25 protein-coding genes and 1 pseudogene are annotated in these 25,988 nt (G+C 34.8%); 15 read left to right on the plus strand and 11 right to left on the minus strand.

Annotated features, from left to right (window positions below):
- The 7 genes and pseudogenes from J3U59_RS11170 to J3U59_RS11200 all read left to right on the plus strand — a co-directional run.
- A partial coding sequence (locus J3U59_RS11170; RefSeq protein ID WP_267334426.1) for a pseudouridine synthase occupies positions 1-533 on the plus strand: 533 nt, incomplete at its 5' end.
- A 174-nt stretch (positions 534-707) separates the two neighbouring features.
- Positions 708-1,631: pseudogene (gene ftsY, locus J3U59_RS11175) on the plus strand (signal recognition particle-docking protein FtsY); the annotation flags it as partial.
- Positions 1,632-1,640: 9 nt separating this feature from the next.
- A complete protein-coding gene (gene ftsE / locus J3U59_RS11180) occupies positions 1,641-2,294 on the plus strand; it encodes a cell division ATP-binding protein FtsE (RefSeq protein WP_065633227.1) in 654 nt (217 codons plus the stop codon).
- A gap of 4 nt (positions 2,295-2,298) precedes the next feature.
- Complete coding sequence (gene ftsX / locus J3U59_RS11185; protein ID WP_267334422.1) at positions 2,299-3,270, plus strand: permease-like cell division protein FtsX; 972 nt, start codon at positions 2,299-2,301, stop codon at positions 3,268-3,270.
- Positions 3,271-3,421: 151 nt separating this feature from the next.
- Positions 3,422-4,282, plus strand: coding sequence for an RNA polymerase sigma factor RpoH (rpoH, locus tag J3U59_RS11190; protein ID WP_065633225.1), 861 nt, complete (start codon positions 3,422-3,424; stop codon positions 4,280-4,282).
- 208 nt (positions 4,283-4,490) lie between these two features.
- Complete coding sequence (locus tag J3U59_RS11195; RefSeq protein ID WP_267334420.1) at positions 4,491-5,063, plus strand: DUF2975 domain-containing protein; 573 nt, start codon at positions 4,491-4,493, stop codon at positions 5,061-5,063.
- An 11-nt stretch (positions 5,064-5,074) separates the two neighbouring features.
- Positions 5,075-5,296 carry a helix-turn-helix domain-containing protein gene (locus J3U59_RS11200; protein WP_267334418.1) on the plus strand — a complete coding sequence of 74 codons (222 nt, stop codon included), beginning with the start codon at positions 5,075-5,077 and terminating at the stop codon, positions 5,294-5,296.
- On the opposite strand, the gene J3U59_RS11205 is transcribed toward J3U59_RS11200, so the two are convergent.
- A complete protein-coding gene (locus J3U59_RS11205) occupies positions 5,293-5,985 on the minus strand; it encodes an aspartate/glutamate racemase family protein (RefSeq protein ID WP_267334416.1) in 693 nt (230 codons plus the stop codon). The two genes, J3U59_RS11200 and J3U59_RS11205, sit on opposite strands and share 4 nt — an antisense overlap.
- Positions 5,986-6,797: 812 nt before the next feature.
- Here J3U59_RS11205 and J3U59_RS11210 point away from each other — a divergent pair.
- Both J3U59_RS11210 and cobB read left to right on the plus strand, forming a co-directional pair.
- Positions 6,798-7,616, plus strand: coding sequence for a hypothetical protein (locus tag J3U59_RS11210; protein WP_267334414.1), 819 nt, complete (start codon positions 6,798-6,800; stop codon positions 7,614-7,616).
- Positions 7,617-7,668: 52 nt separating this feature from the next.
- Entirely contained in the window at positions 7,669-8,355 is a 687-nt protein-coding gene (cobB, locus tag J3U59_RS11215) for a Sir2 family NAD+-dependent deacetylase (RefSeq protein ID WP_065633219.1), read from the plus strand.
- Between the two features lie 8 nt (positions 8,356-8,363).
- Here cobB and mtgA read toward each other — a convergent pair whose 3' ends face one another.
- Both mtgA and mobB read right to left on the minus strand, forming a co-directional pair.
- The gene (mtgA, locus tag J3U59_RS11220) at positions 8,364-9,056 is read right to left on the minus strand and encodes a monofunctional biosynthetic peptidoglycan transglycosylase (protein WP_267334412.1); all 693 of its coding nucleotides are present in this window, start codon (positions 9,054-9,056) and stop codon (positions 8,364-8,366) included.
- A 258-nt stretch (positions 9,057-9,314) separates the two neighbouring features.
- Positions 9,315-9,806 (minus strand): molybdopterin-guanine dinucleotide biosynthesis protein B, encoded by a 492-nt coding sequence (gene mobB / locus J3U59_RS11225; protein ID WP_267334410.1) that lies wholly within the window; start codon positions 9,804-9,806, stop codon positions 9,315-9,317.
- A gap of 84 nt (positions 9,807-9,890) precedes the next feature.
- Between mobB and J3U59_RS11230 the strand changes: the two genes are divergently transcribed.
- Both J3U59_RS11230 and J3U59_RS11235 read left to right on the plus strand, forming a co-directional pair.
- Positions 9,891-10,280: a beta-eliminating lyase-related protein gene (locus tag J3U59_RS11230; RefSeq protein ID WP_267334408.1), complete on the plus strand. Its 390-nt coding sequence runs from the start codon at positions 9,891-9,893 to the stop codon at positions 10,278-10,280.
- The gene (locus J3U59_RS11235) at positions 10,267-10,911 is read left to right on the plus strand and encodes a threonine aldolase family protein (protein WP_267334406.1); all 645 of its coding nucleotides are present in this window, start codon (positions 10,267-10,269) and stop codon (positions 10,909-10,911) included. The genes J3U59_RS11230 and J3U59_RS11235 overlap by 14 nt, the downstream gene beginning before the upstream one ends.
- Positions 10,912-10,919: 8 nt before the next feature.
- Here J3U59_RS11235 and mobA read toward each other — a convergent pair whose 3' ends face one another.
- On the minus strand, positions 10,920-11,498 hold the full coding sequence (gene mobA, locus J3U59_RS11240) for a molybdenum cofactor guanylyltransferase MobA (RefSeq protein ID WP_267334404.1): 579 nt from the start codon (positions 11,496-11,498) through the stop codon (positions 10,920-10,922).
- 321 nt (positions 11,499-11,819) lie between these two features.
- Here mobA and J3U59_RS11245 point away from each other — a divergent pair, with 321 nt between their 5' ends.
- Entirely contained in the window at positions 11,820-12,089 is a 270-nt protein-coding gene (locus J3U59_RS11245; RefSeq protein WP_065633215.1) for a YihD family protein, read from the plus strand.
- 14 nt (positions 12,090-12,103) lie between these two features.
- Positions 12,104-12,832: a DsbA family protein gene (locus J3U59_RS11250; RefSeq protein ID WP_267334401.1), complete on the plus strand. Its 729-nt coding sequence runs from the start codon at positions 12,104-12,106 to the stop codon at positions 12,830-12,832.
- A gap of 124 nt (positions 12,833-12,956) precedes the next feature.
- Here J3U59_RS11250 and J3U59_RS11255 read toward each other — a convergent pair whose 3' ends face one another.
- On the minus strand, positions 12,957-14,921 hold the full coding sequence (locus J3U59_RS11255) for a MacB family efflux pump subunit (protein ID WP_267334399.1): 1,965 nt from the start codon (positions 14,919-14,921) through the stop codon (positions 12,957-12,959).
- 1 nt (position 14,922) lies between these two features.
- Entirely contained in the window at positions 14,923-16,128 is a 1,206-nt protein-coding gene (locus tag J3U59_RS11260) for an efflux RND transporter periplasmic adaptor subunit (protein ID WP_416379613.1), read from the minus strand.
- 357 nt (positions 16,129-16,485) lie between these two features.
- On the opposite strand from J3U59_RS11260, the gene J3U59_RS11265 reads away from it, so the two are divergent.
- On the plus strand, positions 16,486-16,740 hold the full coding sequence (locus tag J3U59_RS11265) for a YfhL family 4Fe-4S dicluster ferredoxin (RefSeq protein WP_267334395.1): 255 nt from the start codon (positions 16,486-16,488) through the stop codon (positions 16,738-16,740).
- Positions 16,741-16,744: 4 nt separating this feature from the next.
- On the opposite strand, the gene ispH is transcribed toward J3U59_RS11265, so the two are convergent.
- The 5 genes from ispH to folE form a co-directional block, all read right to left on the minus strand.
- A complete protein-coding gene (gene ispH, locus J3U59_RS11270; RefSeq protein ID WP_267334393.1) occupies positions 16,745-17,692 on the minus strand; it encodes a 4-hydroxy-3-methylbut-2-enyl diphosphate reductase in 948 nt (315 codons plus the stop codon).
- Position 17,693: 1 nt separating this feature from the next.
- Positions 17,694-18,164: a signal peptidase II gene (gene lspA / locus J3U59_RS11275; RefSeq protein ID WP_267334391.1), complete on the minus strand. Its 471-nt coding sequence runs from the start codon at positions 18,162-18,164 to the stop codon at positions 17,694-17,696.
- A 108-nt stretch (positions 18,165-18,272) separates the two neighbouring features.
- Entirely contained in the window at positions 18,273-21,080 is a 2,808-nt protein-coding gene (gene ileS / locus J3U59_RS11280) for an isoleucine--tRNA ligase (protein ID WP_267334389.1), read from the minus strand.
- 40 nt (positions 21,081-21,120) lie between these two features.
- Positions 21,121-22,059: a bifunctional riboflavin kinase/FAD synthetase gene (ribF, locus tag J3U59_RS11285; RefSeq protein WP_267334387.1), complete on the minus strand. Its 939-nt coding sequence runs from the start codon at positions 22,057-22,059 to the stop codon at positions 21,121-21,123.
- Positions 22,060-22,237: 178 nt separating this feature from the next.
- A complete protein-coding gene (gene folE / locus J3U59_RS11290; RefSeq protein ID WP_267334385.1) occupies positions 22,238-22,897 on the minus strand; it encodes a GTP cyclohydrolase I FolE in 660 nt (219 codons plus the stop codon).
- 197 nt (positions 22,898-23,094) lie between these two features.
- Here folE and polA point away from each other — a divergent pair, with 197 nt between their 5' ends.
- Positions 23,095-25,863 carry a DNA polymerase I gene (polA, locus tag J3U59_RS11295; protein WP_267334384.1) on the plus strand — a complete coding sequence of 923 codons (2,769 nt, stop codon included), beginning with the start codon at positions 23,095-23,097 and terminating at the stop codon, positions 25,861-25,863.
- Positions 25,864-25,988: the final 125 nt, after the last annotated feature.

Below are 25,988 nucleotides of genomic sequence, written 5' to 3' on the forward strand. Positions count from 1 at the left end.
AACCGTACAATGTAATTACGCAATTTTCTCCCCATGAAAAATATCAAACATTAAAAGATTTTATTTCATTACCCAAATTTTACCCCGCAGGTCGACTGGATACTGACAGTGAAGGATTATTATTACTGACCAATGATGGTAAGTTGCAGTCAAAAATCAGCTCACCAAAATTTAAATTACCAAAAACTTATTGGGTACAAGTTGAAGGCGTAATTAGTCAACAAGCTATAGATAAACTCGCTCAAGGTGTTCAGTTAAAAGAGTTCTATACTGCCGCAGCTATAGCGACTAAGCTGGAAGCGCCGACTAATCTATGGCAACGCGTTCCCCCTATTCGTGAACGTAAAGCTATTCCTACTTCTTGGCTAAGTTTAACTATTACGGAAGGAAAAAATCGTCAAGTTAGAAGAATGTGTGCTGCGGTTGGTTATCCTTGTTTACGTTTAATACGTGTTCAAATTGGCAATTATAATCTATTTACTCAGCATCTGCCGTTAGGTGAATGGCAATCTATCAGCGTAAATGATCTTTAGGCTTAAATAGATCACATTAATAAATACTAAATCATCACTTATTATCATTATTTTATAATAATATAACTCAATAATATTATTCACATTTATTGAATCATTGGGGTTTATTCTAAAATAAGATAAAATGATTATCAGTTATGCTCATGGGACAATTTATTTATGGTTGAACAAAAAAAAGAAGGTTTCTTTGCTCGTTTAAAAAAAGGTCTTTTCAAGACTAAACAAAATATTGGATCGGGTTTTTTAAATTTATTCAAAGGCAAAAAAATTGACGATGAATTATTTGAAGAACTAGAAGAACAACTGATTATTGCAGATGTAGGATTTGATACTACACAAAAATTAATAAGCTCATTAACACAACAAGCCTCAAGAAAAGAGTTAAAAGATGCAGATGCACTTCATGAAATTTTAAAACATGAAATGAAGTCTATTTTAGACGGGGTTGATCAACCGCTTGATATTGAAAGTCATAAACCATTTGTTATTTTAATGGTAGGGGTAAATGGTGTTGGTAAAACAACGACAATTGGTAAATTAGCTCGTCAATTTCAACAACAAGGTAAATCAGTGATGCTTGCTGCAGGCGATACCTTTCGTGCAGCAGCTGTTGAGCAATTACAAGTTTGGGGTGAGCGAAATAATATCCCCGTTATTGCACAGCATGTTAATGCCGATTCTGCCTCAGTTATTTTTGATGCAATACAAGCAGCAAAGGCAAAAAAAATAGATGTCTTAATTGCCGATACAGCAGGTCGTTTACAAAATAAATCACATCTAATGGATGAATTGAAAAAAATAGTTAGAGTGATTAAAAAACAAGATGAGACAGCTCCACATGAAATCATGTTAACAATAGATGCAGGAACAGGCCAAAATGCTATTAGCCAAACTAAATTATTTAATGAAGCTGTTGGTGTAACAGGAATGACATTAACTAAATTAGATGGTACGGCGAAAGGTGGTATTATATTTAGCATTGCTGATCAATTTAATATTCCAATCCGTTACATCGGTGTTGGTGAAAAAATTGAAGATTTAAGACCTTTTGTTGCTGATGATTTTATTAATGCGCTGTTTGAACAAACAGATGAATAGAGAGAACTCATGATCCAATTCCAGCATGTAAGTAAAGTTTACTCGGGTGGAAAGCCCGCCCTTCAAAATATAAACTTTACATTATTATCCGGAGAAATGGCATTTTTAACAGGTCACTCTGGTGCAGGTAAAAGTACTTTGATGCGTTTAATTTGTGGATTAGAAAAAGCTAATGACGGCAAAGTATTATTAAATGGTATCAATGTATCTAGCTTGAAAAAACAAGATATGCCGTTTTTACGCCGCACAATTGGGATGATTTTTCAAGATCACCAATTATTAATGGATCACACCGTTTATGATAATGTGGCTATTCCATTAATTATTTTAGGAAAACCTATCGAAGAAATTCGTAGGCGTGTTTCGGCCGCGCTCGATAAAGTCGGTTTGATAGATAAAATGAAATTCTATCCTATACAGTTATCAGGTGGTGAACAACAGCGCGTGGGAATAGCGCGTGCCATTGTTAATCGTCCAAGCGTCTTATTAGCCGATGAACCAACCGGTAACCTAGATGATAAACTTTCGAAAGATATTTTAAAGCTATTTGAAGAGTTTAACCAAGCAGGTGTCACCGTATTAATGGCAACCCATAATATGGGGCTTATTCGTCGTAAACACCATCGAATACTAAATTTAAATCAAGGGCGTTTAGAGGAATAACATAATGATAAACGCTAACATTAACACTATTAAGTCAAAATCGAAAAATAAAAATAACTTTTTATCCCGATGGAAAAGACAAATTAGTTATGCATGGCATAACGTATTTAATGATTTTCGTCAGCATATTTTTGCTTCAATATTGACAATTTTTGTCATTGCAATTTCAATAACATTGCCAACGATTAGTTATTTGTTGTGGAAAAATGCAAATCAAGCAGCGCATCAATGGTATCCAACTCCAAACTTAACTGTGTATATCAACAAATCACTTACGGCAGAACAAACTAAAGAATTAATCAGTAAATTTAAAACATACTCGGAAGTTGAGAAAATAGATTATCTTTCACGAGATGATACACGAGAAGAATTTAAAACTTGGTCTGGTTTTGCAACAGCACTTGATCTGTTAGATGAAAACCCTTTACCTGCTGTTGCTATTATTTTTCCTAAAGAAGAGGCTAAGCAAACTAGCATATTACATGGATTACAATCACAAATCATGAAAATAGAAGGGGTTGATGATGTACAACTTGATGATAGCTGGTTTACGCGATTAATGGCATTGACAGACATGGTAAAATCAATAGTCTGGACAATTTCGATTTTCATGATTATTGCTGTATCACTTGTTATTGGCAATAGTATTAGATTAAGTATCTTTTCCCGTAGACAAACGATTTTGGTGATGCAATTAATTGGTGCTACTGAAGGTTTTATATTAAGACCTTTTTTGTATAATGGGATTTTTATTGGGTTTATCAGTGCAGTACTTGCATTAATATTATCCAAAATATTCATTTGGCAAATTGACTCAATTATTTTGCACGTTTCAACTGTTTTTGGAACAAAATTTACTTTAGAAGGACTGTCATGGGATGAAAGTGTATTAATTATTTTGTTCTCAATAATTATTGGATGGCTTTCAGCCTTGATCGCGACTAAAAAATATTTGAAAGTAATGTACATTACTTAATTACAAAAATAAGATAGTTACTTATTGTTAAAAATTTTATTAAAATGTGAACTAATTGACTTTTTTGTAGTCTAATATAACAGTTAGAATTTAAATTGTTGCATACATAAAATTATGCAACAAAATCAGTTTAAATGAAGGAGGGAATTAAATGAGTACTGATTTAAAAATGCCAGTAAGTGCTTTAATCCCACAAGGCAATATAGAATCATACCTTCGTATGATTAACACCTATCCGATGTTAACAGCAGAAGAAGAAAAATCGTTAGGTGAAAAACTTTATTATCATGATGATGTTGATGCTGCACGACAATTAATCTTATCTCATTTGCGCTTTGTTGCGCATATTGCTCGAGGTTATTCTGGGTATGGTTTACCACAAGCAGATTTGATTCAAGAAGGTAATATTGGATTAATGAAAGCTGTACGTCGTTTTAACCCTGAAATGGGGGTTCGATTAGTTTCTTTTGCTGTACACTGGATAAAAGCTGAAATTCATGAGTATGTGCTTAAAAATTGGCGAATTGTTAAAGTTGCAACCACAAAAGCACAAAGAAAATTATTTTTTAATTTAAGAAAGAATAAACAACGCTTAGGTTGGTTTAATAATGCAGAAGTTGATATGGTGGCAGATGAACTTGGCGTAACACCTAAAGATGTCCTTGAAATGGAATCGCGAATGTCTGCTCAAGATATGTCATTTGATGTAGATAGTGATGACGATGATAATTCTATTGTTGCTCCAGCACTTTATCTAGAAGATAGTAATTCTGATTTCTCAAAATCAATTGAAAATGATAATTGGGAAAATGACGCAACAGATAAATTGCATGATGCTTTATCACAATTGGATGAACGAAGTCAGGATATTATTAAAGCACGTTGGTTAGATTCCGACGATAGTAAATCAACTTTGCAAGTTTTAGCTGATAAGTATAGTGTTTCTGCTGAACGTATTCGTCAACTCGAAAAAAATGCAATGAAAAAATTACGAGTTGCAATCGAAGCATAATTTTTTTTCGTTAATGTTAACTTCCTGAACCTTACTTGTAACAAAGTAAGGTTTTTTTATAACTAAATTTTACTCACTATTGATTTTGCTATTTTATTTTAAATAAATATTAAACGATAAAAAATTATCGTTTCACTTTAATTTATTATTGTTATTTCTATTTTTATAGGCTAGACTGTGCTCAATCTTTATAAAAAAGGAAATAAATATGAACACAACATTAGCTCGATCAAACTTACGCTTAAATCAATATTGTCGATTTATGGTACTATTAACAACCCTTATTATCATAGTTATGTTGATTGGTGCATTATCGCCACTACTTTATTACTTTTTTAATATTGAAAATATTGGATTAGCATCAGGAGGATATTCTTTTTTTATATCTAACAGTGTTGATGTTGATCCAACTGAACTCGAGCCTTGGCAGGCTTTTTTAGCAACGTTAATTGATACTGTAGAAATCTTTATTTTAATTTATGCATTTTATCAGTTGCGATTACTTTTTTTAAAATACAGTCAATCTGATTTCTTTTCAGAAAGGTCAGCTAATCACTGCTATATTTTTGGTAAAATGTTAGTCATCTGGTCTATTGTTAGTATTTTATCTGAGCCTTTGTTAACTTTAATTTTAAGTTTCAACCAAGCTGAACGTTATTTTTCTTTTTCGTTTACAAGTGATGATATTATGGTATTGTTCCCAGCTATCAGTATTATGGTTATTGGACAAATATTAAAAAAAGCATGCCAACTAGCGGAAGAAAATCAGCAGTTTGTATAGGGGAATTAAACATGCCAATTACTATAAATCTAGATGTAATGCTCGCTAAACGAAAAGTAAAATCTAAAGATTTAGCTATGGCTATCGGTATTACGGAACAAAATTTATCTTTGCTTAAACAAGGTAAAGTGAAAGGTTTTAGATTAGCCACACTTGAGGCAATCTGTGAATATTTAGATTGCCAACCTGGTGATATTTTGGAATATATTAACGATACTAATGATAATGCTTAGTGACTTATTGCTAGCATAGCGGCGGCTTCTGCATGAATTAAGGCTGTATCAAAAAAAGGGATATTTCGATCTGATTGTGATATTAATAAACCAATTTCTGTGCAGCCTAAAATCACACCTTGTGCTCCGCGTTCAACTAATTTATCAACAATTGTTAAGTAAGCTTGTTTAGATGCAGGTTTAATAATCCCTTTACAAAGTTCATCGTAAATAATTTGGTTAACAACATTTCTATCTTCTTGATCCGGTATTAATACTATTAAGCCTTGGTCAATCAATTTTGATTTATAAAAATCTTGCTCCATTGTGTATTTAGTCCCTAACAATGCTACAGTTTTAATACCTTGTTGAATCAATTTTTTAGCTGTGACATCTGCAATATGAATAATTGGAATAGTAATTGCTGCTTGAATCTGATCTGCGACTTTATGCATAGTATTGGTACAAATGACAATAAAATCTGCACCTGCTATTTGTAATTTTTTGGCTGCATCAATTAAAATCAGTGCACTTTTATCCCACTCACCATTGGCTTGGCATAATTCAATTTCTTGAAAATCTACGCTATATAATAGCGTTTTCGCTGAATGTAACCCCCCTAATGATTTTGCTACCATTTGATTAATTACTTGATAATAGGTAACGGTACTTTCCCAACTCATACCGCCGATTAAGCCAATTGTTTTCATTTAAAAATACCTTATAAAAACTTATGATTTCATTGAAAATTTAGTTAACTAATTGATAATATTATATCATCTGTAAAGTTAATTAATATCAACTTTTGATCGTTAAGCGAGGGTTCACGCTATTTATTTAACATGGTTATTGTTTTTATTTAAAAGTAGATAACATAAAGCAGTTTATTTATTTTTTACATTACAACCATAAAATTTATAAGGAAACCGCTTTCAAGTTATCACATTAAGCTATATGGTTAAGCGTAAACCAATGTTGATTACCTTACTATTTACTTGGTGCTTCTCTTTTTGTCGACTGGTTGGCAAATCAATTCAAAAATGAGGCGTTATTGATCCCATGATGCTTTCATTTGGTGAGGATATTGGTCAATATTAGCTATTTCACATACTAGTTAGCAATCTATTTAGAACTAGACATCATAGCAAGCGCTAACCACAGCTTTGAAACTTTTCCTAATAATGGATATGTTTTACCTTTTGGCTTAAATATGGCTATTTTTTATAATTATGTCAATTGAATGCGCTATAATTTGACTGATAAAATTTTACAAATTGTATGAAATGTCGACTCGCATTAACTTTAAAATAATTATAGTATAATCAAGAAAATCAATGTACTTATTATAATGATGAAAAATACCTTTATTGGTCAAAACGGTGTTACTTAGCGAAAGAATAAAATCTGGAAAGATACATTGATTAAACAGAATGCTGCCGGTATGCTGAAATGTATTTCTTGCAAAGTGATGTATAAAATTTAGTTATAGTTAAATATGAAATTGATGAGGAAAGTATCAATTATGAACAAAATTAGTCCTTATTTATGGTTGATATCATTCTTATCGTTTTTTTTATCTTTTTCATGTTTAGCCGACACAAAAGTTATTCATGTTCTGGTCGCATTATGTGATAACAAATATCAAGGTATAGCGCCAGTTCCAGCTGCGATTGGTAATGGTCAAGATCCCAAAAATAATCTCTATTGGGGCGCGGCTTACGGTTTTAAAACCTATTTTGCTAAGCAAAAAGAGTGGCAAGTTATACAAGTTAATAAGCCTAATGATGGTAAAATATTAGAAGAGATAATATATAAACATCAAAATCAAGATGTTTACCTTATTGCTCAAGCCTATGATGGTAAATATATTGATGATACGGTAAATGATTTTATTGACTATTCTGCGGGAAAAAATTCGCTGTCATTATCAGTAGATAAAAAACAAATCAATGCTGGTGGTAACGCTGATCTTGTTGTTTATATTGGGCATAACGCATTAATGGAAACGCCATCTTGGCGCAGTTATTTACCAGGTAGTTGGCGTTGGAGCACATTATCTAAAACTCAACGAGAAAAGCAAAAATCGCGTTATGCTGCTGTATTTGCTTGTAAAAGTCAGAAATATTTTACTCCACCACTATCTCATTTAGGTATTAATCCATTGATCTTAACCTTGCACCGTATGGCGCCAGAAGCTTATAGTATTCATGCTATGATTAACAGTTGGTTGGATGGTGAATCAAAAGATGAAATAAGGCTTAAAGTAGCAAGTGCTTACAGCCAATATCAAAAATTAAGCCAACCAGCCTTACATATATTTACCACCGAATATAGCCAATAATCTTTTATATCCTAGTAGATTATTTAACTTATCAATAAAAAGGAAAATAGATATGTTAAAAACGCCCAAAATTGTCATTTTAACAGGGGCTGGCATTTCAGCCGAATCGGGGTTATCAACCTTTCGAGCCCAAAATGGATTATGGGAAGGTTATGATGTTAATGATGTTGCCACTTATGAAGGTTACCGTCGTGATCCCATTGCGGTGCATAATTTTTACAATATGTTACGAAGAAAATTGCAAGATCCATCGGTAAAACCGAATCAAGCTCATATTGCACTGGCTGAGTTAGAACAAAAACTCGGTTCAAATAATGTATTGGTTGTAACTCAAAATGTTGATAACTTACATGAACAAGCTGGATCGAAAAATATTATTCATATGCATGGCGAATTATTAAAAGCGCGTAATGAAAAAACCGGAGAAATTATTGACTGTTTCAACGATATTAATTATCAACAAAATAAATTAATACGGCCGCATATTGTTTGGTTTGGTGAAATTCCATTACAGATGGATCAAATTTATGATGCATTATCACAAGCAGATTATTTTATTTCAATTGGCACATCGGGCAATGTCTATCCTGCTGCCGGTTTTGTTCAAATTGCTAATCAATCCGGTGCTAAAACGATTGAACTTAATTTAGAGCCAAGCTTAGGCGAAAGTTTATTTCAAACTAAAATTTATGGCCCAGCAAGTCAGGTGGTACCCGAATTTATTCAGACATTAATTTAAAACAGTTTTTACTCCATCTGTTTTAAATAATTTTTACCACCAAGATTAGCCATTTGCGCTCGAATCCATTCTGCTTTTTTTTGGACATAGTTTGTGGGGGTGGCTGGGCTCCATTTTCTTGGATTAGGTAACGTTGCTGCAAGTAAACTCGCTTGATAAGGCGTTAATTGATTTGCACTGACATTAAAATAATAACGAGATGCTGCTTCAATGCCAAAAATCCCCTCACCCCATTCTACACTATTTAAATAGATTTCAAGGGTTCTTTGTTTTGACCAAATTAACTCAATCCAGATAGTAAACCAAGATTCTATTGCTTTACGTAGCCAACTTCGTGATGGCCATAAAAAAATATTTTTAGCTACTTGTTGGGTAATAGTGCTTGCGCCACGAATTTTTTTTGCATTTTGATTATGTTTCAATGCTCGATTAATTGCATCAAAATCAAAGCCCCAGTGTGTTGCAAAGTTCTGATCTTCTGAAGCAATAACTGCGATTTTAATATTGTCTGAAATTGCATCCCAATTTTTCCATTCCCGCTGTTGTGTGATGCCCCAATTAACAATTTTTCTTTCCACCATTAACATTGAGCCAATCGGATCGATCCAACGCATTATTAAAATGAGAAAAATAGATAACAGCATTAATCCAATAACTACGTTTCTTGTTTTGATTAATATCTTTTTTAATAATGGATGCATATTGCTTAAATCAGGATATAGCTAAAGGTTAGCTATATTAACATATCATTTACATTGTTTTATTTAATGTTTATAAATTTTTGTTTGGAATATCAATCTTTCATTTTTCAATTGGCTATTTATGTTAAACAAGCTAGTAAATGAGTTACATCGCTATAAAAAATTAACTTTACTAAATGAATGCTATTTTATTACCAATAAAAATAATAAGTTATTAACGAATAATCAATTCTTGCCAATAAGAACATCATCATTAGATCAGTTAAATAGGTAATCGAGTATAAACTTCACAACTTGTTGTGGTTGATTGATATCTAGCAATGGAATCGATATATCTAATTGGTTATCACTGGCGATAGCAAGCGTAAAGTCATCGATAAAAACGGGATGACTAATGGTTTGACGATGACAGATAATTTTAGGTATTTTTTCGTGTTTAAATCCTTCAATTAATATGATGTCTACATCTGTAAACTGATTTATCAGTGTAGTCAGATCTGCTGGTTTATTGGGCGTTTCATGAATAATTGCATAACGATTATCGCATACGATGGCTGTTTGTACTGAGCCGGCCTTACGCAATTCATAACTATCTTTACCAGGGATGTCTAACTCGATGTCATGATGGGCATGTTTTAATGAGCCTACATTAACGCCCTGTTTAATAAGTAGTGGAATAACCTGTTTTAACAATGTAGTTTTGCCACTACCGCTATAACCACAAATTCCGATAATCTTTTTTTTATTCATCACTAGTTTATGTTAATGTACCATATTCGATAGATAAACAATATTACATGATTTTTTGCAGCAGATGTTCAAAAAGAGAATAATATGAACGATTTTTTGAATGATTACAATCAAACTGTTCACCCCAGTTTGTTAGAAAGTTTTATTGCTATTAATAATAAGAAATTAGCGGGTTATGGTTTAGATGAATATTGCAAACAAGCTATAACAAATATCCAAAAACGATTACAATCTCCTCATGCTGATGTGCATTTTATGCCTGGTGGCACAATAACCAATCTAACGGTCATTTCACATATTTTAAAACCCTATCAAGCCGTAATTGCCGCGAATACCGGACACATCAACGTGCATGAAACCGGAGCGATTGAAGCGACAGGGCATAAAGTAATCTCGGTGCCAACAGCTGATGGAAAACTTACGCCGGAATTGATAGAACCTGTATTATTTCATCATAGTGATGAACATATGTAAGCTTATTTACATCTCTAATACCACTGAATTAGGCACAATATATAGTCAGCAAGATCTTAAAAATCTTTATCAATATTGCCAAAAAAATCGCCTTTTTCTCTATTTAGATGGTGCCCGCCTAGCGATGGCATTGGCAGCAAAAGATAATGATCTGACTTTGCCTGATTTAGCTAAATACACTGATGTATTTTATATTGGTGGAACCAAAGTCGGGGCGTTTGCTGGTGAAATGGTTATTTTTAATAATCTATCTATTAATCAAGACTTTCGTTTTAGTATGAAGCAAAAAGGTGCAATATTAGCAAAAAGCTGGATTGTTGCTGTACAGATGAATGAGTTGATGCAAAATGATTTGTACTTCCAGTTAGGGCAACACAGTAATAATATGGCCGATAAACTAAAAATTGTTTTTGAAAAAGCTGGATTAACATTTGCCAGCAAACCACAAACTAACCAACTATTTGTTAATTTTCCCAACCAACTGGCTGAAAAGATTATTGCTCATTATGCGGTTGATAATTTAGGTCCTATCGATGACCATAACTGCTGTTTACGTTTTTGTACTTCATGGTCAACTCAAATAGATGAAATTGATAGGTTAGATAGACTATTGCATTCATGGTTATCGTAAAATTTGATTTAGGATAAATGTGCGTTGGCTAATTCGTCATAGGTATTAATATTCACAAAAGATGTTGGCGTATCACTAAAATCTACGGCTTTAGCTTGTACTTGCTGCAAAAATAGCATTAGTTTGCGGTTCCCTAGTGCTAAATATTGTTCTAATTGTACAAGTACACAACGATGTATAAGTAAAATCGTTGGATGAGCGTATTTGCCATCAAAAGGGTAGATAGCGCTATAATTGGTCGTATATTTTGCTAAACGGGCAATTAAATCCTTGGGTAAATAAGGGGTATCACAACTAACAAATAAGTTCCAATCGGTATTGGTCCGACGTAATCCGCTATAGATGCCCGAAAGTGGTCCTAAAAAACCCTCTAAATCATCACTAAATATGGCATAACCTGCTTTTTGATATTGATCTAAATGACGATTGCAATTGATCATTAGTGTGCCGACTTGAGGCGCAATGCGATCAATAACATGTTGATAAAGCGCTTTGTCATTTAATAAGATTAAGCCTTTGTCTTCACCATTCATGCGTGAGCTTTGACCTCCAGCTAAAATGATTGCGGTAATAGCGCTTTTCTGCATAAATTATTTCTCTTTTACATTGCCAAAACACAAAATAACATTACTATATAGCAAAGTTATTTTAAATCGTACAATTTATAACATAGTCTTCATACTTAGATTAAGTAATCAAGTGTTGTAATTGGAAAATGAAATATATCTGTAATGGTTTTTCAGGTATGGAATAATTGATAAATTCAATTAAACATGTTTACATCATTTATTTTGATAAATTGTTTTTATCAATAGTGTTATGCTTAAACTAATGAGTAACACAATATCAAAATAAAATATTAAATCATCATCTTCAATGGGTTTGAAGATTCAAAAAAGGTATAATTTATGAAATGTCATCGTATTGATGAAGTAATGGAATTATTAAAGTCAGCTTGGGAAAATGATTCAGATCTCAGTTTGTTACAATTTTTAGTTAAACTCGGTCAGGAAGCTGGCTTCGAGGGCGATTTAAAAGATCTGGGCGATGAAGTGTTAATCTATCACTTAAAGATGCGCGATGCTGATAAAAGTGAAGTCATTCCCGGACTAAAAAAAGATTATGAAGAAGATTTTAAAACCGCACTATTAAAAGCTCGCGGCATCATTAAAGAATAAGGAGAATTAGTTAAATGAAAAAAACGCTTATTGCTATGGGAGTATTACTGTTTTCGGTAAATTGTTTTGCTGATGAAGCGCCTTCTAATGCAAAAACAGACGCATCGCAAACAGCCGCTCCGGCGACGACTCAAGCTCCGATTGAAGTGGATAAACAATATATTGTATTACCCACTAATCCATCGCCAGACAAAGAAGTGATCGAATTTTTTTCGTTTAATTGTCCTAGTTGCTATAGATTTGAAAACCAATATCATGGTTCACAAGTTATAGCTAAAGCTATCCCTCAAGATATCAAAATTAAACGTTATCATTTATTGGATTTTGGTCCACTTGCTCAAGATTTAGCTCAAGCATGGGCGATTGCTAATGTACTTGGTATTGAAGATAAAGTTTCACCAGCACTGTATAATGCAGTACAAAAAGATCGTAGTATAAAAACGCCAGATGATATTAAAGCTGTATTTGCTGAACTCGGTGTGGATTCTGAAACTTATGATAAAACCAAAGACAGCTTTTTAGTTAAAGCTTTTATGGCGCAACAAGCTAATGCTATTAAAGAAATGCAGCCAACATCCATACCAACTTGGATTGTTAACCGTAAATTCTATATCAATACTAAAGGGTTAGATGTGTCAAGTGATGATGCATTTATTAAAGATTATGCGAGGGTTACAGCCTTTTTAGTTGGTTTAGATCCGAATGTCAAAGCTCATGATAAACAAGCAAACAGTAATGAGTAATTTATTACTGTTTAAATAATTGATAGATACATAGCAAATATTCATTGCATTAATCAATTAGCGAGCTGTAAATTAATCAATCCCTTTGTTTGAGTTATTTCAGCAAAGGGATTTTATTGGAGTATTATTCACGTTCTAGTGCATAAATTGGATCAAGTTTTGCCGCTCGTTTGGCAGGAAAATAACCAAAAATAATACCAATGATACTTGAACAACTAAATGCCGCAATAATTGAAATGATTGAAAAACTCATAGCAAATAAAGAGACAAAATAATTGAAAATCAGCCCAACCACAAATGATAGTATAATTCCCAAAATACCACCAATTAAACAGACTAACACTGCTTCAATTAAAAATTGTTGAAGAATATCACTAGAGCGAGCACCAACCGCCATTCTTACCCCAATTTCTCGCGTTCTTTCTGTGACTGACACCAGCATAATATTCATTACGCCAATACCGCCAACCAACAGTGAAATTAACGCAATAGTTGAGATTAATAATGTTAACACCAATGTTGAAGAATTCACGGTTTCACGAATACTATCGGAATTAAATATAAAAAAGTCTTTAGTGCCATGGCGTTGTAGCATAATCTTATTAATCGCTTGTTCTGCTACGGATAGATCAACATTATCATTTACTCTAACAGTAATGCTTTTTAATGATGTTTGCCCAACCATGCGATTGATCACTGTGGTATAAGGTAACCAAATATTCAGGCTTTCATTACTACCAAAGCCTTGCTGTTGTTTAGTTGCAATACCAATGACTTTAACTGGTAGTTGCCCAACCATAATAATTTTACCAATTGGATCTTGATTATTAAATAAGCGATTAACGGTATTTTCATCGATGACAGCATCTTGCGCGGACGACAGAACACTTGCGTGATCAAACGCTTTACCTTTAGTTATATTATAACCACGTACAGTAAAATACTGTTCACCAACCCCATTAACCGTTCCTGTTACTGCCAAATTATTAACGCGAAAATAGACACTAGTTGAAAGGTTAGGCGTGGTACTATGGACAAAACTTTGTTTGGCTAAAAAGTCAGCATCAGAAGATCGCAATGTTGTGATTTTATCGGCATTACGATCACCAAATCCATTACCAGCATAAATTTCTAAGGTGCTTGTTCCTAATGAATTAATGTCAGACAGAATTTTTTGCTTGGTTCCTTGCCCTAATGCCACCATTGACACAACAGAAGCGATACCAATAATAATACCAAGCATGGTTAAAAAAGTACGTAGTCGCTGCGATAACATAGATAATATTGCCATATTAAATGCATCACGAAAACGATAGTATTTGGCTAACCAGTTATCTTGTGTTTTGGTTGTTTCTATCTGTTTTATTTGTCGATTATCATCATCATCATGATAGTTAGGATTACTAGCATCTGAAATAATATTACCATCACTGATTTCTATAATGCGCTGTGCACTTTGGGCAATATTGCTATCGTGAGTCACAATGATGACAGTATGGCCTTGTTTATGAAGTTCGCGCAATATTGCCATAACTTCTAAACCGCTTTTACGATCTAGCGCGCCGGTTGGTTCGTCGGCTAAAATCACTTGCCCACCATTGATTAACGCTCGCGCAATACTGACTCGTTGCTGCTGACCGCCAGATAATTGATTCGGCTTGTTATTGATTTTATCTTCTAACCCTAATCGCGTTAAAATTTCAACAGCACGTTGTTGCCTAAATTCATTAGATGCGCCAGCATAAATTGCTGGAATTTCGACATTCCCTTGCGCAGTAAGGGCACTTAATAAATGATAACGTTGGAAGATAAAACCAAAATGTTCACGACGTAATTCGGCTAATTCATCGGGGGATAATTGATTAGTGGTTCGACCTCCAATAGTATAAACCCCCGAACTGGGTTTATCTAAACAACCCAAAATATTCATTAAAGTTGATTTGCCCGATCCTGAAGCGCCAATAATGGCAACCATTTCACCAGCATTAATCGACAAATTGATACCTTTAAGCACTTTTATGGTTGAATCGCCAGCAGGGAATTCACGTACTATATTTTCCAGTTTAATCAGCGGGTTATTATTTGTCATATTAGAATCTTATCCTTGGGGTCCGTCCATTAGGATTGAGTTGTGCACCATTGATACTACTTACAATGACGACTTCTCCTTCTTTAAGCCCTGATTTGATTTCAACATTAACATTATTATTGACACCTAAACTGACTTTTCGCTCTTCAATATCATTATGTTGATTAAGTACGTAAACAATAGCTTTATCGTCATCTAAATTCTTTTCAATAGCTTGTGATGGAATCGTAAGCACATCCTTAGCTTGTGATAACACTATATAAACTTGAGCTGTCATCGAAATACGTAAAATGTGATTTGGATTATCAACATCAAACAAACCATTATAGTAGATGGCTGTTTTAGTCGTTGAAGAGGAGGTACTTGAGTTAGATGAACTTTCGGTATTAATTGAGTCTGGTGCAGGCTCGATTGCTCGTAGTGTTAATCCCTCAAAACGTTTATTGGGCTGGCCTAATATTGTAAAATAAACAGGCATGCCTTTTTTTACATTAATCACATCTGCTTCAGAAATTTGTGCCTCAATGGTCATTTTATCCAGTTGTGCAACTTTGACTATTGTTGGCGCACTTTGAACAGAGTTAACAGTTTGCCCTTGATCAACCGGAATTGCCACAATGACACCATCAATTGGCGAACGAATTTTAGTATACCCTAAGTTCACTTTAGCGGTATCAACGGCAACTTGAGCACTGATAATATCTGCATCTAGTGCTGCTATATCGGCTTTAATTCCATCAAGATCAGCTTTAGCGGCATCTAAATCGGATTGAATTCCAACCCCTTTATTGACTAACTTTAATTGACGATCGTAAGTAAGTTGATAGTTAACTAATTTTGCTTTTTTCGATTTACGTTGAGCTTCTAAACTATTTAATGAAGCTTCTGACTGTCTTAAATCATTATTTTGTTTAAGATCATCTATTTCGGCAATCATATCGCCTTGTTTAACTTCATCGCCTAATTCCACATATAATTTTTTGATTTGACCAGAAACCTGAGCACCAACGCTTACTTGCTTAAAAGCACTGATGGTTCCATCGGCAAGAACAGTTTTTTCAATATTACTTTTAGTCACTGGTGCGGTAATATAATTTACTGCTTTTTCAGAAGGGGATAAAATCCAATAAACAAGATAAATAATGGCTAATATAATAAAGGTTATAGCAATATTTTTAATTTTTAAAAACTTTGACAATCTTTTCATCCTATTATTTTTTATAAAATTTTTCGTCATTGTATCGTATAAAATCAAATGCCATTGATAACTAACGATAATAAATTGTAATAATTATGAAAATATTTTAAGCAATTTTAAGTGTGATAAGGCTTTCTTTGGTTGTAGCATGAAAATTTGGAAGATATTTTTGAATTTCAACAAAAATACTCATTTAACTAATCTAATAGTTTATATTATCTTACTTAGATAAAGGTATACTCATACATTACCTTTTTTATAAAACAGACTAATTTTGAATTTGCTTACTGCATCTTATCTTAGGTTTTATGAAGGATTGCGTTATAATGGCGCAAATTTTTTAAGTGGATTAAGAAAAACAAAGTAATGGCGTTAAAAATAACCTCTAAGTGTATTAATTGTGATATGTGTGAACCTGAGTGTCCGAACGAGGCTATCTCGATGGGGTTTGACACCTACGAAATTGATCCCAATAAATGTACTGAATGTGTGGGTTATTATGATCATTCAACCTGTCAACGTGTTTGTCCTATTCAAAATGCGATTATTGCTGATCCTGAGCATATCGAGACCCATGATCAGCTACTGGCAAAATTTGAGCAACTAAAACACTCAAATTAAACAGTTAGTTTGCTTTTACTTCAATTCGAAGTGCTTTAGGTATTTCAAACGTAATATTTTCTAAAATACCGTCGGTTTCGGTGAGTGTTGTACAACCTAAATTTTTTAAGCGATCGATAACTTGTTGGACTAAAATATCGGGTGCAGAAGCGCCTGCCGTCACTCCTATTGTGCGGGCATTGGTTAACCAAGCGGGATCAATATCAGAGGCAAAATCAATTAAATAAGCATGCTTGCTATTGCGTCTAGCGAGTTCAGCTAAACGATTTGAATTAGACGAGTTTTTAGAGCCAACAACTAATACCACATCTGCTTGTGAAGCGAGCTGTTTAACCGCTTGTTGGCGATTAGTTGTGGCGTAACAAATGTCATTTTTACGAGGGCTGCGGATATTTGGGAAACGCTTTTTTAGTGCAGCAATAATTTCAGCTGTATCATCAACTGATAGTGTGGTTTGCGTGGTAAAACAAAGGTGTTGTTCGTTTTTCACTTTTAGTTTTTCAACATCTTCAATGGATTCGATCAGATAAATTCCACCTTCTGGGTTATTGTACTGCCCCATGGTGCCATCGACTTCAATATGTCCAGCATGACCAATTAAAATGACTTCTTCACCTCGATAACTCGATCGAGCCACTTCCATATGCACTTTAGTGACTAATGGACAAGTAGCATCAAATATACGAAGTTGACGTTGTTTGGCTTCTTCACGAACGCTTTTAGACACACCATGTGCTGAAAAAATTAAAATAGCATTGTCTGGCACCTCATTGATCTCTTCAATGAAAATAGCCCCTAACTCTTTAAGGCGATTAACCACATAGCGGTTATGAACAACTTCATGACGGACATAAACTGGCGCACCAAATAACTCTAGTGCTCGTTCAACGATAGTAATAGCACGATCAACACCGGCACAAAAGCCTCGTGGATTCGCTAAAATAATTTGCATGTTAGATGGTCTTCTTGGGTTTTTTTAAGCTGCTAAGAATAAATAATCCAATACCTACGCAAATTGCACAGTCTGCAATATTAAACGTTGGATAGTGCCAATCACCAAAATTGACATCAAGAAAATCGACAACAAAACCATGGTAAAGGCGATCGAATAAATTTCCTAATGCGCCCCCTAAAATTAATGATAATGAAAAGTTTTCTAATTTTTGTCTGCCTGTATTGCGATATAACATATAGATAATTACACCACTAATAATTAATGCAATAGATGCAAGCATCCAACGTTGGCCTTCAAAAATACTAAAGGCTGCACCAATATTACGCACATAAGTGATTGAGAAGAAAGGTAAAAGATTCACTGACTCATATAAAGCAAAGCGATCTAATATCCAGAATTTACTTGCAATATCAACAATAAAAACAACTATTGCTAACAATAGCCAGTAAAGCCCATTGTTTTTTTTCATAGCGTATATGCTCATTATGTTTCCGCCGACAATTGTCGGCGGTAAAGAAATTAAATTGTTATAGTGTGGTTGCCTATAACCCTTGTTTGATGAATTAATGACTATTTATTAAGCAAAATGCCTGATTTCACCATTACCATGGATGTTTTGTTCACAACGTTTGCATAAATGCGTTGTTGGATCATTATCGACAGTATAATGCCAGCAACGAGGACATTTATCACCTTGCGCTTTAGCCAATTCAATTTTCAAACCTTTGATATCGCTTTGTATTGCTGATTTTGGCGCAGACGCTAATGTTTTAACACTAGCTTGTGAAGTTAATAAAACAAAACGTAATTCATTTTCTAATTTTGCTAAAGCATCCGCAATTTTTTCATCAGCGTAAAGTGTCACCGCAGCCTCAAGTGAGCCACCAATCACTTTATCGTTACGACCTTGTTCAAGCACTTTATTGACTTCGCTACGAATAGCTAAAATTTGTGCCCAATATTCGCTATTTAATGCTTCACTATCAGATAAACTAAAGAGTGAACAATACCATTCATCTTCAAACACAAATTCTGATTTTTGTGATGCAGGTAAGTATTGCCAAATTTCATCAGCTGTGAACGATAATACCGGCGCTATCCAACGTACCATGGCTTGCGCAATATGATATAACGCTGTTTGGCAACTATGGCGAGCAATACTGTCGCTTTTTGCTGTATATTGGCGATCTTTAATAATATCTAAATAGAATGAGCCCATTTCGATTGAACAGAACTGCATGATACGTTGAACAACTTTATGGAAGTCATAGTTTTCATAAGCTTGTATGATTTGTTCTTGCGCTTCTTTAGCCATACTAACAGCCCATCGGTCTAGCACCACCATATCTTCCGGTTTTACCATATCCTTAGCTGGGTCAAAGCCATTTAAGTTAGCTAATAAGAAGCGAGCTGTATTACGAATTCGACGATAGCTATCGGCTGAGCGTTTGATAATTTCATCGGAATAGCTCATTTCACCGGAATAATCAGTTGAGGCGATCCATAAACGTAAAATATCTGCACCCAGTTTATTCATTACTTCTTGTGGTGTCACAATGTTACCAAGTGATTTTGACATTTTACGGCCTTGACCATCAACCACAAAGCCATGGGTCAATACTTGCTGATAAGGGGCTTTGTTATTAATCGCGGTTGATAACATTAATGAAGACATAAACCAACCACGGTGCTGATCTGAACCTTCTAGGTACATGTCTGCTTCATGACCTGCAAATTCAGCGCGAACACCAACGACTGAATAGAAAGTTGATCCGGAATCAAACCACACATCTAATGTGTCGGGTACTTTACGGTAATCATCGGCATCAGGACCTAATAGATCTCTAATATCTGCATCCCACCAAGCTTGAATACCATTTTGTTCAACTAATTTAGCGACTTTTTCAACTAATGCTAATGTGTCTGGGTGTAGCGCTTCGGTCTCTTTATGCACAAATAACGTCATTGGTACGCCCCATGTACGTTGACGAGAAATACACCAATCTGGGCGGTTTGCTACCATGGTTTCAATTCGTGCTTGTCCCCAATCTGGGATCCAACGAACTTGTTTGATCTCTTTTAATGATTGCGCACGTAACCCTTGTTTGTCCATGCTGATGAACCATTGTGGTGTTGCTCGGTAAATGACCGGTGTTTTATGTCGCCAACAACATGGGTAACTGTGTTCAATGTTTTCAAAATGCAGTAATGCATTATTTTCTTTTAAAATTTCAATTACAACTTTGTTAGCTTTAAATACAAATAAGCCATCTAAACCTGCACCTGTACCCGGTAAATAGCAGCCATTGCCACCAACAGGGTTAGCCACTTCAAGACCATATTTTTGACCGACAATAAAGTCTTCCGCACCGTGACCTGGTGCGGTGTGCACTGCACCTGTACCGGCATCAACAGTAACATGATCACCGAGTACAATAGGTTCGTCAAAGTCAAGGAAAGGGTGTTTAAAGCGTAATAGCTCAAGCGCATCACCTTTACAGCTGCCAATAATTTTCCACTCTGAAATTTCGGCACGTTTCATGACTGATTCGACAAGGTCAGTGGCTAAAATTAAGCATTCTTTATCATTGATTTGTACCAGTTGATACTCAAAGTCAGCATTTAAGGCAATACCTCGGCTTGCCGGCAATGTCCAAGGTGTTGTTGTCCAAATCACGGCATAGATGGTTAAATCAGTATTGACACCAAATTTATTAGCAACAGCTTGGTTATCCATCGCTTTGAATTTTACGTCAATGGCTGGTGAAGATTTATCGTAGTATTCAACTTCAGCTTCAGCTAACGATGACATACAATCAGTACACCAATAAACAGGTTTAGCACCTTTAACTAAATGACCATTTTGAATGACTTTTCCTAAAGCACGTATAATATTGGCTTCAGTATCATAGTCCATTGTACGGTATGGATTTTGCCAATCACCCAGCACACCCATACGAATAAAATCGGCTTTTTGTAGTTCAACTTGTGAAGCGGCATAATCACGACAAATTTGACGAAACTCAGCAGGTGTTACTTTTACGCCCGGTTTTCCTACTTGTTCTTCAACTTTTTGCTCAATCGGTAAGCCGTGACAGTCCCAACCTGGAATATATGGGGAATCATAACCACTTAACCCTTTTGATTTAATGATAATATCTTTAATTATTTTGTTAACTGCATGACCAATATGAAGTTTGCCATTGGCATATGGAGGTCCATCATGCAAAATAAAGGCTTTTTTACCCTTTTTTACTTGGCGGATTTTACGATAAAGTTCTTTATCGTACCAATTTTGTAACATTGCCGGTTCTCGTTTAGCAAGATCGCCTCGCATTGGAAAGCCCGTTTCCGGTAAGTTTAGTGTATTTTTATAATCTGTCATGCTGATTTATTCCAGTTAATTTGGTTGATACTACTTCTTTTTAATGGGTTAATTGTGCACTGATCTGTTTGGCAGTGCAAACATCTTGTGTAATTTGTTGTTTTAACTCAGCCAATGAGTCAAATTTTTTCTCGTCGCGCAATTTATGGACAAAAGTCACGTCTAAATATTGTCCATAAATGTCACCCGAAAAGTCAAATAGATTCACTTCTAAAACTGCTTTTTTTCCTTGAATAGTCGGTCTTAAGCCAATATTAGCAATGCCAAAATAGTGTTGTTGGTTACAGCAATTTTTAACTTTAACCACATAAACCCCTTGCAATGCAGGCTTTTTTCGATGTAGATGAATATTAGCTGTTGGAAAACCGAGTTGTCTTGCCAACGCATTACCGTGCACCACACGACCTTGGATGGTGTAATCACGCCCTAATAAACTGTGTGCTAATTGAAAATCATTATTCAACAAAGCTTGGCGCACTGCTGTGCTACTAATTCTTAAATGATTCCAAACAAATGTCGGCATATTTTCCACAGCAAAGTCGTGTTGATGTGCATAGTGTTGTAAAAGGTTGATATCACCTTGCCGTTCGAATCCAAATCGAAAGTCATCACCAATAGTGATAAATTTGGCTTTTAGCTTATTGATTAACCAATCTTGAATAAAACAATCAGCTGACATGCGGGCAAAGGTCTGAGTAAATGGAATCGCTATAATATAATCAATCCCAAGCTCTTTAATAAAAATCACCTTTTCTTGAAATGATGTTAACCGTGAAGGCGCATTATTAGGATTAAAAAACTCTAATGGCTGTGGTTCAAATAACATTAACACAGTCGGTAAATTTAATTTTTTACCTTGTTTAATAAGATGATGAATTAATTGCTGGTGACCCAAATGCACACCATCAAAATTTCCTAATGTTAAAACGCATTGAGAAAATTGATTTTTTAAATTAGCGATACCACGGATAATCTTCATGAAAACAATGTTATTTATATTAAGTAGCCGAGAATTATACCAATCTTTCTTGAAGATGCACGTAATATAAAGTTGGATTTGTTATTGTCTTATATCACTTATTTTAATATGTTTTAGACCGATATTTAATGCTAAGTTTGGGTTTAACATCAATATCAATCAAATCGGGTTATTATTGTTAATAATGATTAAGTGCTCGTAAAAATTCTTGTCTGGTACTTGGATTTGTTTTAAACCCGCCGCCCAGCGCTGTTGTCGTTGTTCTACTACTTGAATCTTTAATGCCTCGAGCCTTAACACAATAGTGGGTTGCATCAATTGAGACCGCCACATTGACCGTCCCTAGTAAGGTTTGAAGGGCAACGAGTATTTGTTGAGTTAACCTTTCTTGTACTTGTGGACGTGAGGCAAAAAATTCGACAATTCGGTTAATTTTGGATAAGCCTATCACTTTATCTTTAGGGATATAAGAGACAGTTGCTTTGCCGTCAATGGTGACAAAATGGTGTTCACATACACTGGTTAAAGTGATATCACGAACGGTTATCATCTCGTCAACTTGCATTTTATTTTCAATTAAGGTGATCTTCGGAAAGTTTTCATAGTAAAGCCCCGAAAAAATCTCATCAACGTACATTTTAGAAACTCGATGTGGTGTTTCAGCCAGACTATCATCTGTTAAATCAAGTTCCATTAACTTCATAATTTCACGAAAATGAGCTTCAATTTTAGCCTTACGCTCACTATTATCCATAGCTAGACGACATGATGGCGTTTCAAGATTTTTATCAGCTAAGGCCGCTTTGACTTTTTGCGCAGCTAGACTTAATTGTGTCATTTATCAAATACTCAGGCAAAAAATAGATGTGATATTATATAACAGTCACAGTGTAAGATACAGTTTTTTACGCGTTTTTTATACTAAAGTGTATGACTTACATTAAACATTTTTACGTTATATTATCGGTCATAATAAGAATATTATTGCCAATTAGGTTATACTATTCACTATTATATAGCATAACCTAGGTGATTATGATGCCAAATAACACACCCATTATCTTAATTGATGGTTCTTCTTATCTTTATCGTGCTTTTTTTGCATGTCCTCCGTTAACTAATGCCAAAGGTGAACCAACAGGGGCTATTTTTGGTGTCATTAATATGATTCGTAGTTTAATTAATCAATTTAATCCGACTCATATTGCTGTGGTTTTTGATGCTAAAGGGGGATCTTTCCGTAATGAGATTTATAGCGAATATAAAGCAACCCGCGAAGCGATGCCTGAAAATCTTCGCCCTCAAATTGAGCCTATTCATACTATTTTGAAAGCAATGGGATTACCCTTACTGTGTATTGAAGGTGTTGAAGCTGATGATGTTATTGGTACGTTAGCTAGACAAGCTGAAAGCGAAAATCTGGATGTGCTAATTAGTACTGGTGATAAAGATATGGCTCAGTTAGTGAGTCATAACATTACTTTAATTAACACTATGAATAACACCGTACTTAATCCTCAAGGGGTGATCGAAAAATTTGGTGTTCCACCCGAGAAAATTATTGATTATTTAGCACTGCGTGGCGATTCTTCCGATAATATTCCTGGCGTTCCTGGTGTTGGTGAAAAAACAGCTCAAAGTTTATTAGCTGAATTTAGTGGCATAACAGATATTTATGCTCGTCTTGATGAAATTGAAAAACTTTCAATTCGTGGCGCAAAATCTTTAAAACAAAAACTGATTGATAACCAAAAAGAGGCTGAACTCTCTTATTTACTTGCCACCATTAAAACTGATGTAGAATTGGATTTTACTAGCGAACAACTGATGGTAAGTGATATTGATGTGAATGCATTAAACGAATTATTTGCCTATTATGGTTTTCACCGCTGGCAAAAAGAGTTAATGGCAGGTACTTTCTTAAAACAACAAAAATCATTCCCTAGCGGTGGTGTGCCATTATTTTCCGATAATGAAGACGTTAAACAAAATAAAGAGTCTGATTATCAATGCATTTTAACGTCGGCACAACTCGATGAATGGCTCACAAAGTTAAGTAATAGTAAACAATTTGCTTTTGATACAGAAACAGATAGTGTTGATCATGTGCATGCTAAGCTCGTTGGAATATCGTTAAGTGTGGTTCCTTATCAAGCCGCTTATATTCCTCTAGCTCATCAATACTTAGGGGTTCCAGATCAGTTACCACTTGATGAAGTATTAGCAAAATTAAAACCAATTTTAGAAAATCCTAATATCAAAAAGATCGCGCAAAATGCTAAGTTTGATTATAGTATTTTGGCTAATTATGATATTAAAGTGCAAGGCATTGCTTTTGATACGATGCTTGAGTCTTATGTATTAAATAGTACCGAACGTCATGATATGGATAGTATGGCTCATCGTTACCTAAATCATAAAACTATTACTTATAATGAACTGACTAAGTTAGATAAAAAACAGCTAACTATTGATGCCATTGATATTGAAAAAACCACTCAATATGCCGCTGAAGATGCCGATATTACGTTACAGCTGCATAATAAATTGTGGCCAAGCCTTGAAAAAGATTCAAAATTAATCAAACTCTTTACTGATGTTGAAATGCCGCTTGCTCTGGTACTTGCCGAGATGGAAAGAACAGGGGTATTAGTCGATGCTAAGTTGCTCAATGAATATTCAAAGGAATTGGACAGCAAACTAAGGGAAACCGAGCAACAACTACAATTTTTGGCTGGCGAAAAATTTAATCCTGCTTCGCCAAAACAAATACAAGCCATTTTATTTGATAAGCATCAATTGCCGGTATTGAAAAAAACACCTAAGGGTGATCCATCAACCAGTGAAGAAGTGCTAAGTGAACTTGCTAATGATTATCAATTGCCACGTATGATTCTGTTTTATCGAGGCTTGGCAAAACTTAAAAATACCTATACTGATAAATTACCATTAATGATTAGCCCTATTGATCATCGTATTCATACCAATTATAACCAAATTGGTACAGTGACGGGGCGCTTATCTTCTAATGACCCAAATTTACAAAATATTCCAGTTCGAAATGAAGAAGGTCGCCGCATTCGTCAAGCGTTTATTGCCCCAGAAGGGTATAAGATCATCTCGGCGGATTACTCACAAATTGAGTTACGTATCATGGCGCATTTGTCGCAAGATAAAAGCTTACTTAATGCTTTTGCTCATGACAAAGATATCCACCGCGTAACTGCGGGCGAAATTTTAGGTAAGTCCGAAAGTGAAGTGACATCAGAAGAAAGGCGCCGAGCGAAAGCGGTGAATTTTGGACTGATTTATGGCATGAGTGCTTTTGGTTTGTCTAAACAAATCAATGTAGCTCGCAAAGAAGCACAATTTTATATCGATCGGTATTTTGAACGTTATCCCGGCGTACAAAACTATATGGAACAAACGCGTCAGTTAGCCGCTGAACGTGGTTATGTTGAAACACTTTCGGGTCGACGTTTATATCTACCAAAAATCACCTCAACAAATGGCATTGAGCGCCGCGGAGCGGAACGCGCAGCGATTAATGCACCGATGCAAGGCACTGCTGCTGATATTATCAAAATTGCCATGATTGAGATGAGTAAATGGATTAAAAAACAGTCAGCCGGTAATATAAGAATGGTTATGCAAGTGCACGATGAGTTAGTGTTTGAGGTTAAGCATGAATTAGTTGATGCGTATCGAACTGAAATTAAATCTATTATGGAAAATTGTTACCAATTATCTGTTCCGTTAAAAGTGGATGTCGGTGTGGGTAATAATTGGGATGAAGCACATTAATTTTTAGTTAAAACACGCATAGATTTGTTTGTTCAACGATTTCTATTAAATCGTCTAAATCAACTTAACTGTATTAACGATTGTCGCAATCATGTTGCCGATAGTAATCGGCTATTGCCGAAACC

It is taken from the genome of Gilliamella sp. B3783 (assembly GCF_026536125.1).
Lineage (GTDB): Bacteria > Pseudomonadota > Gammaproteobacteria > Enterobacterales > Orbaceae > Gilliamella.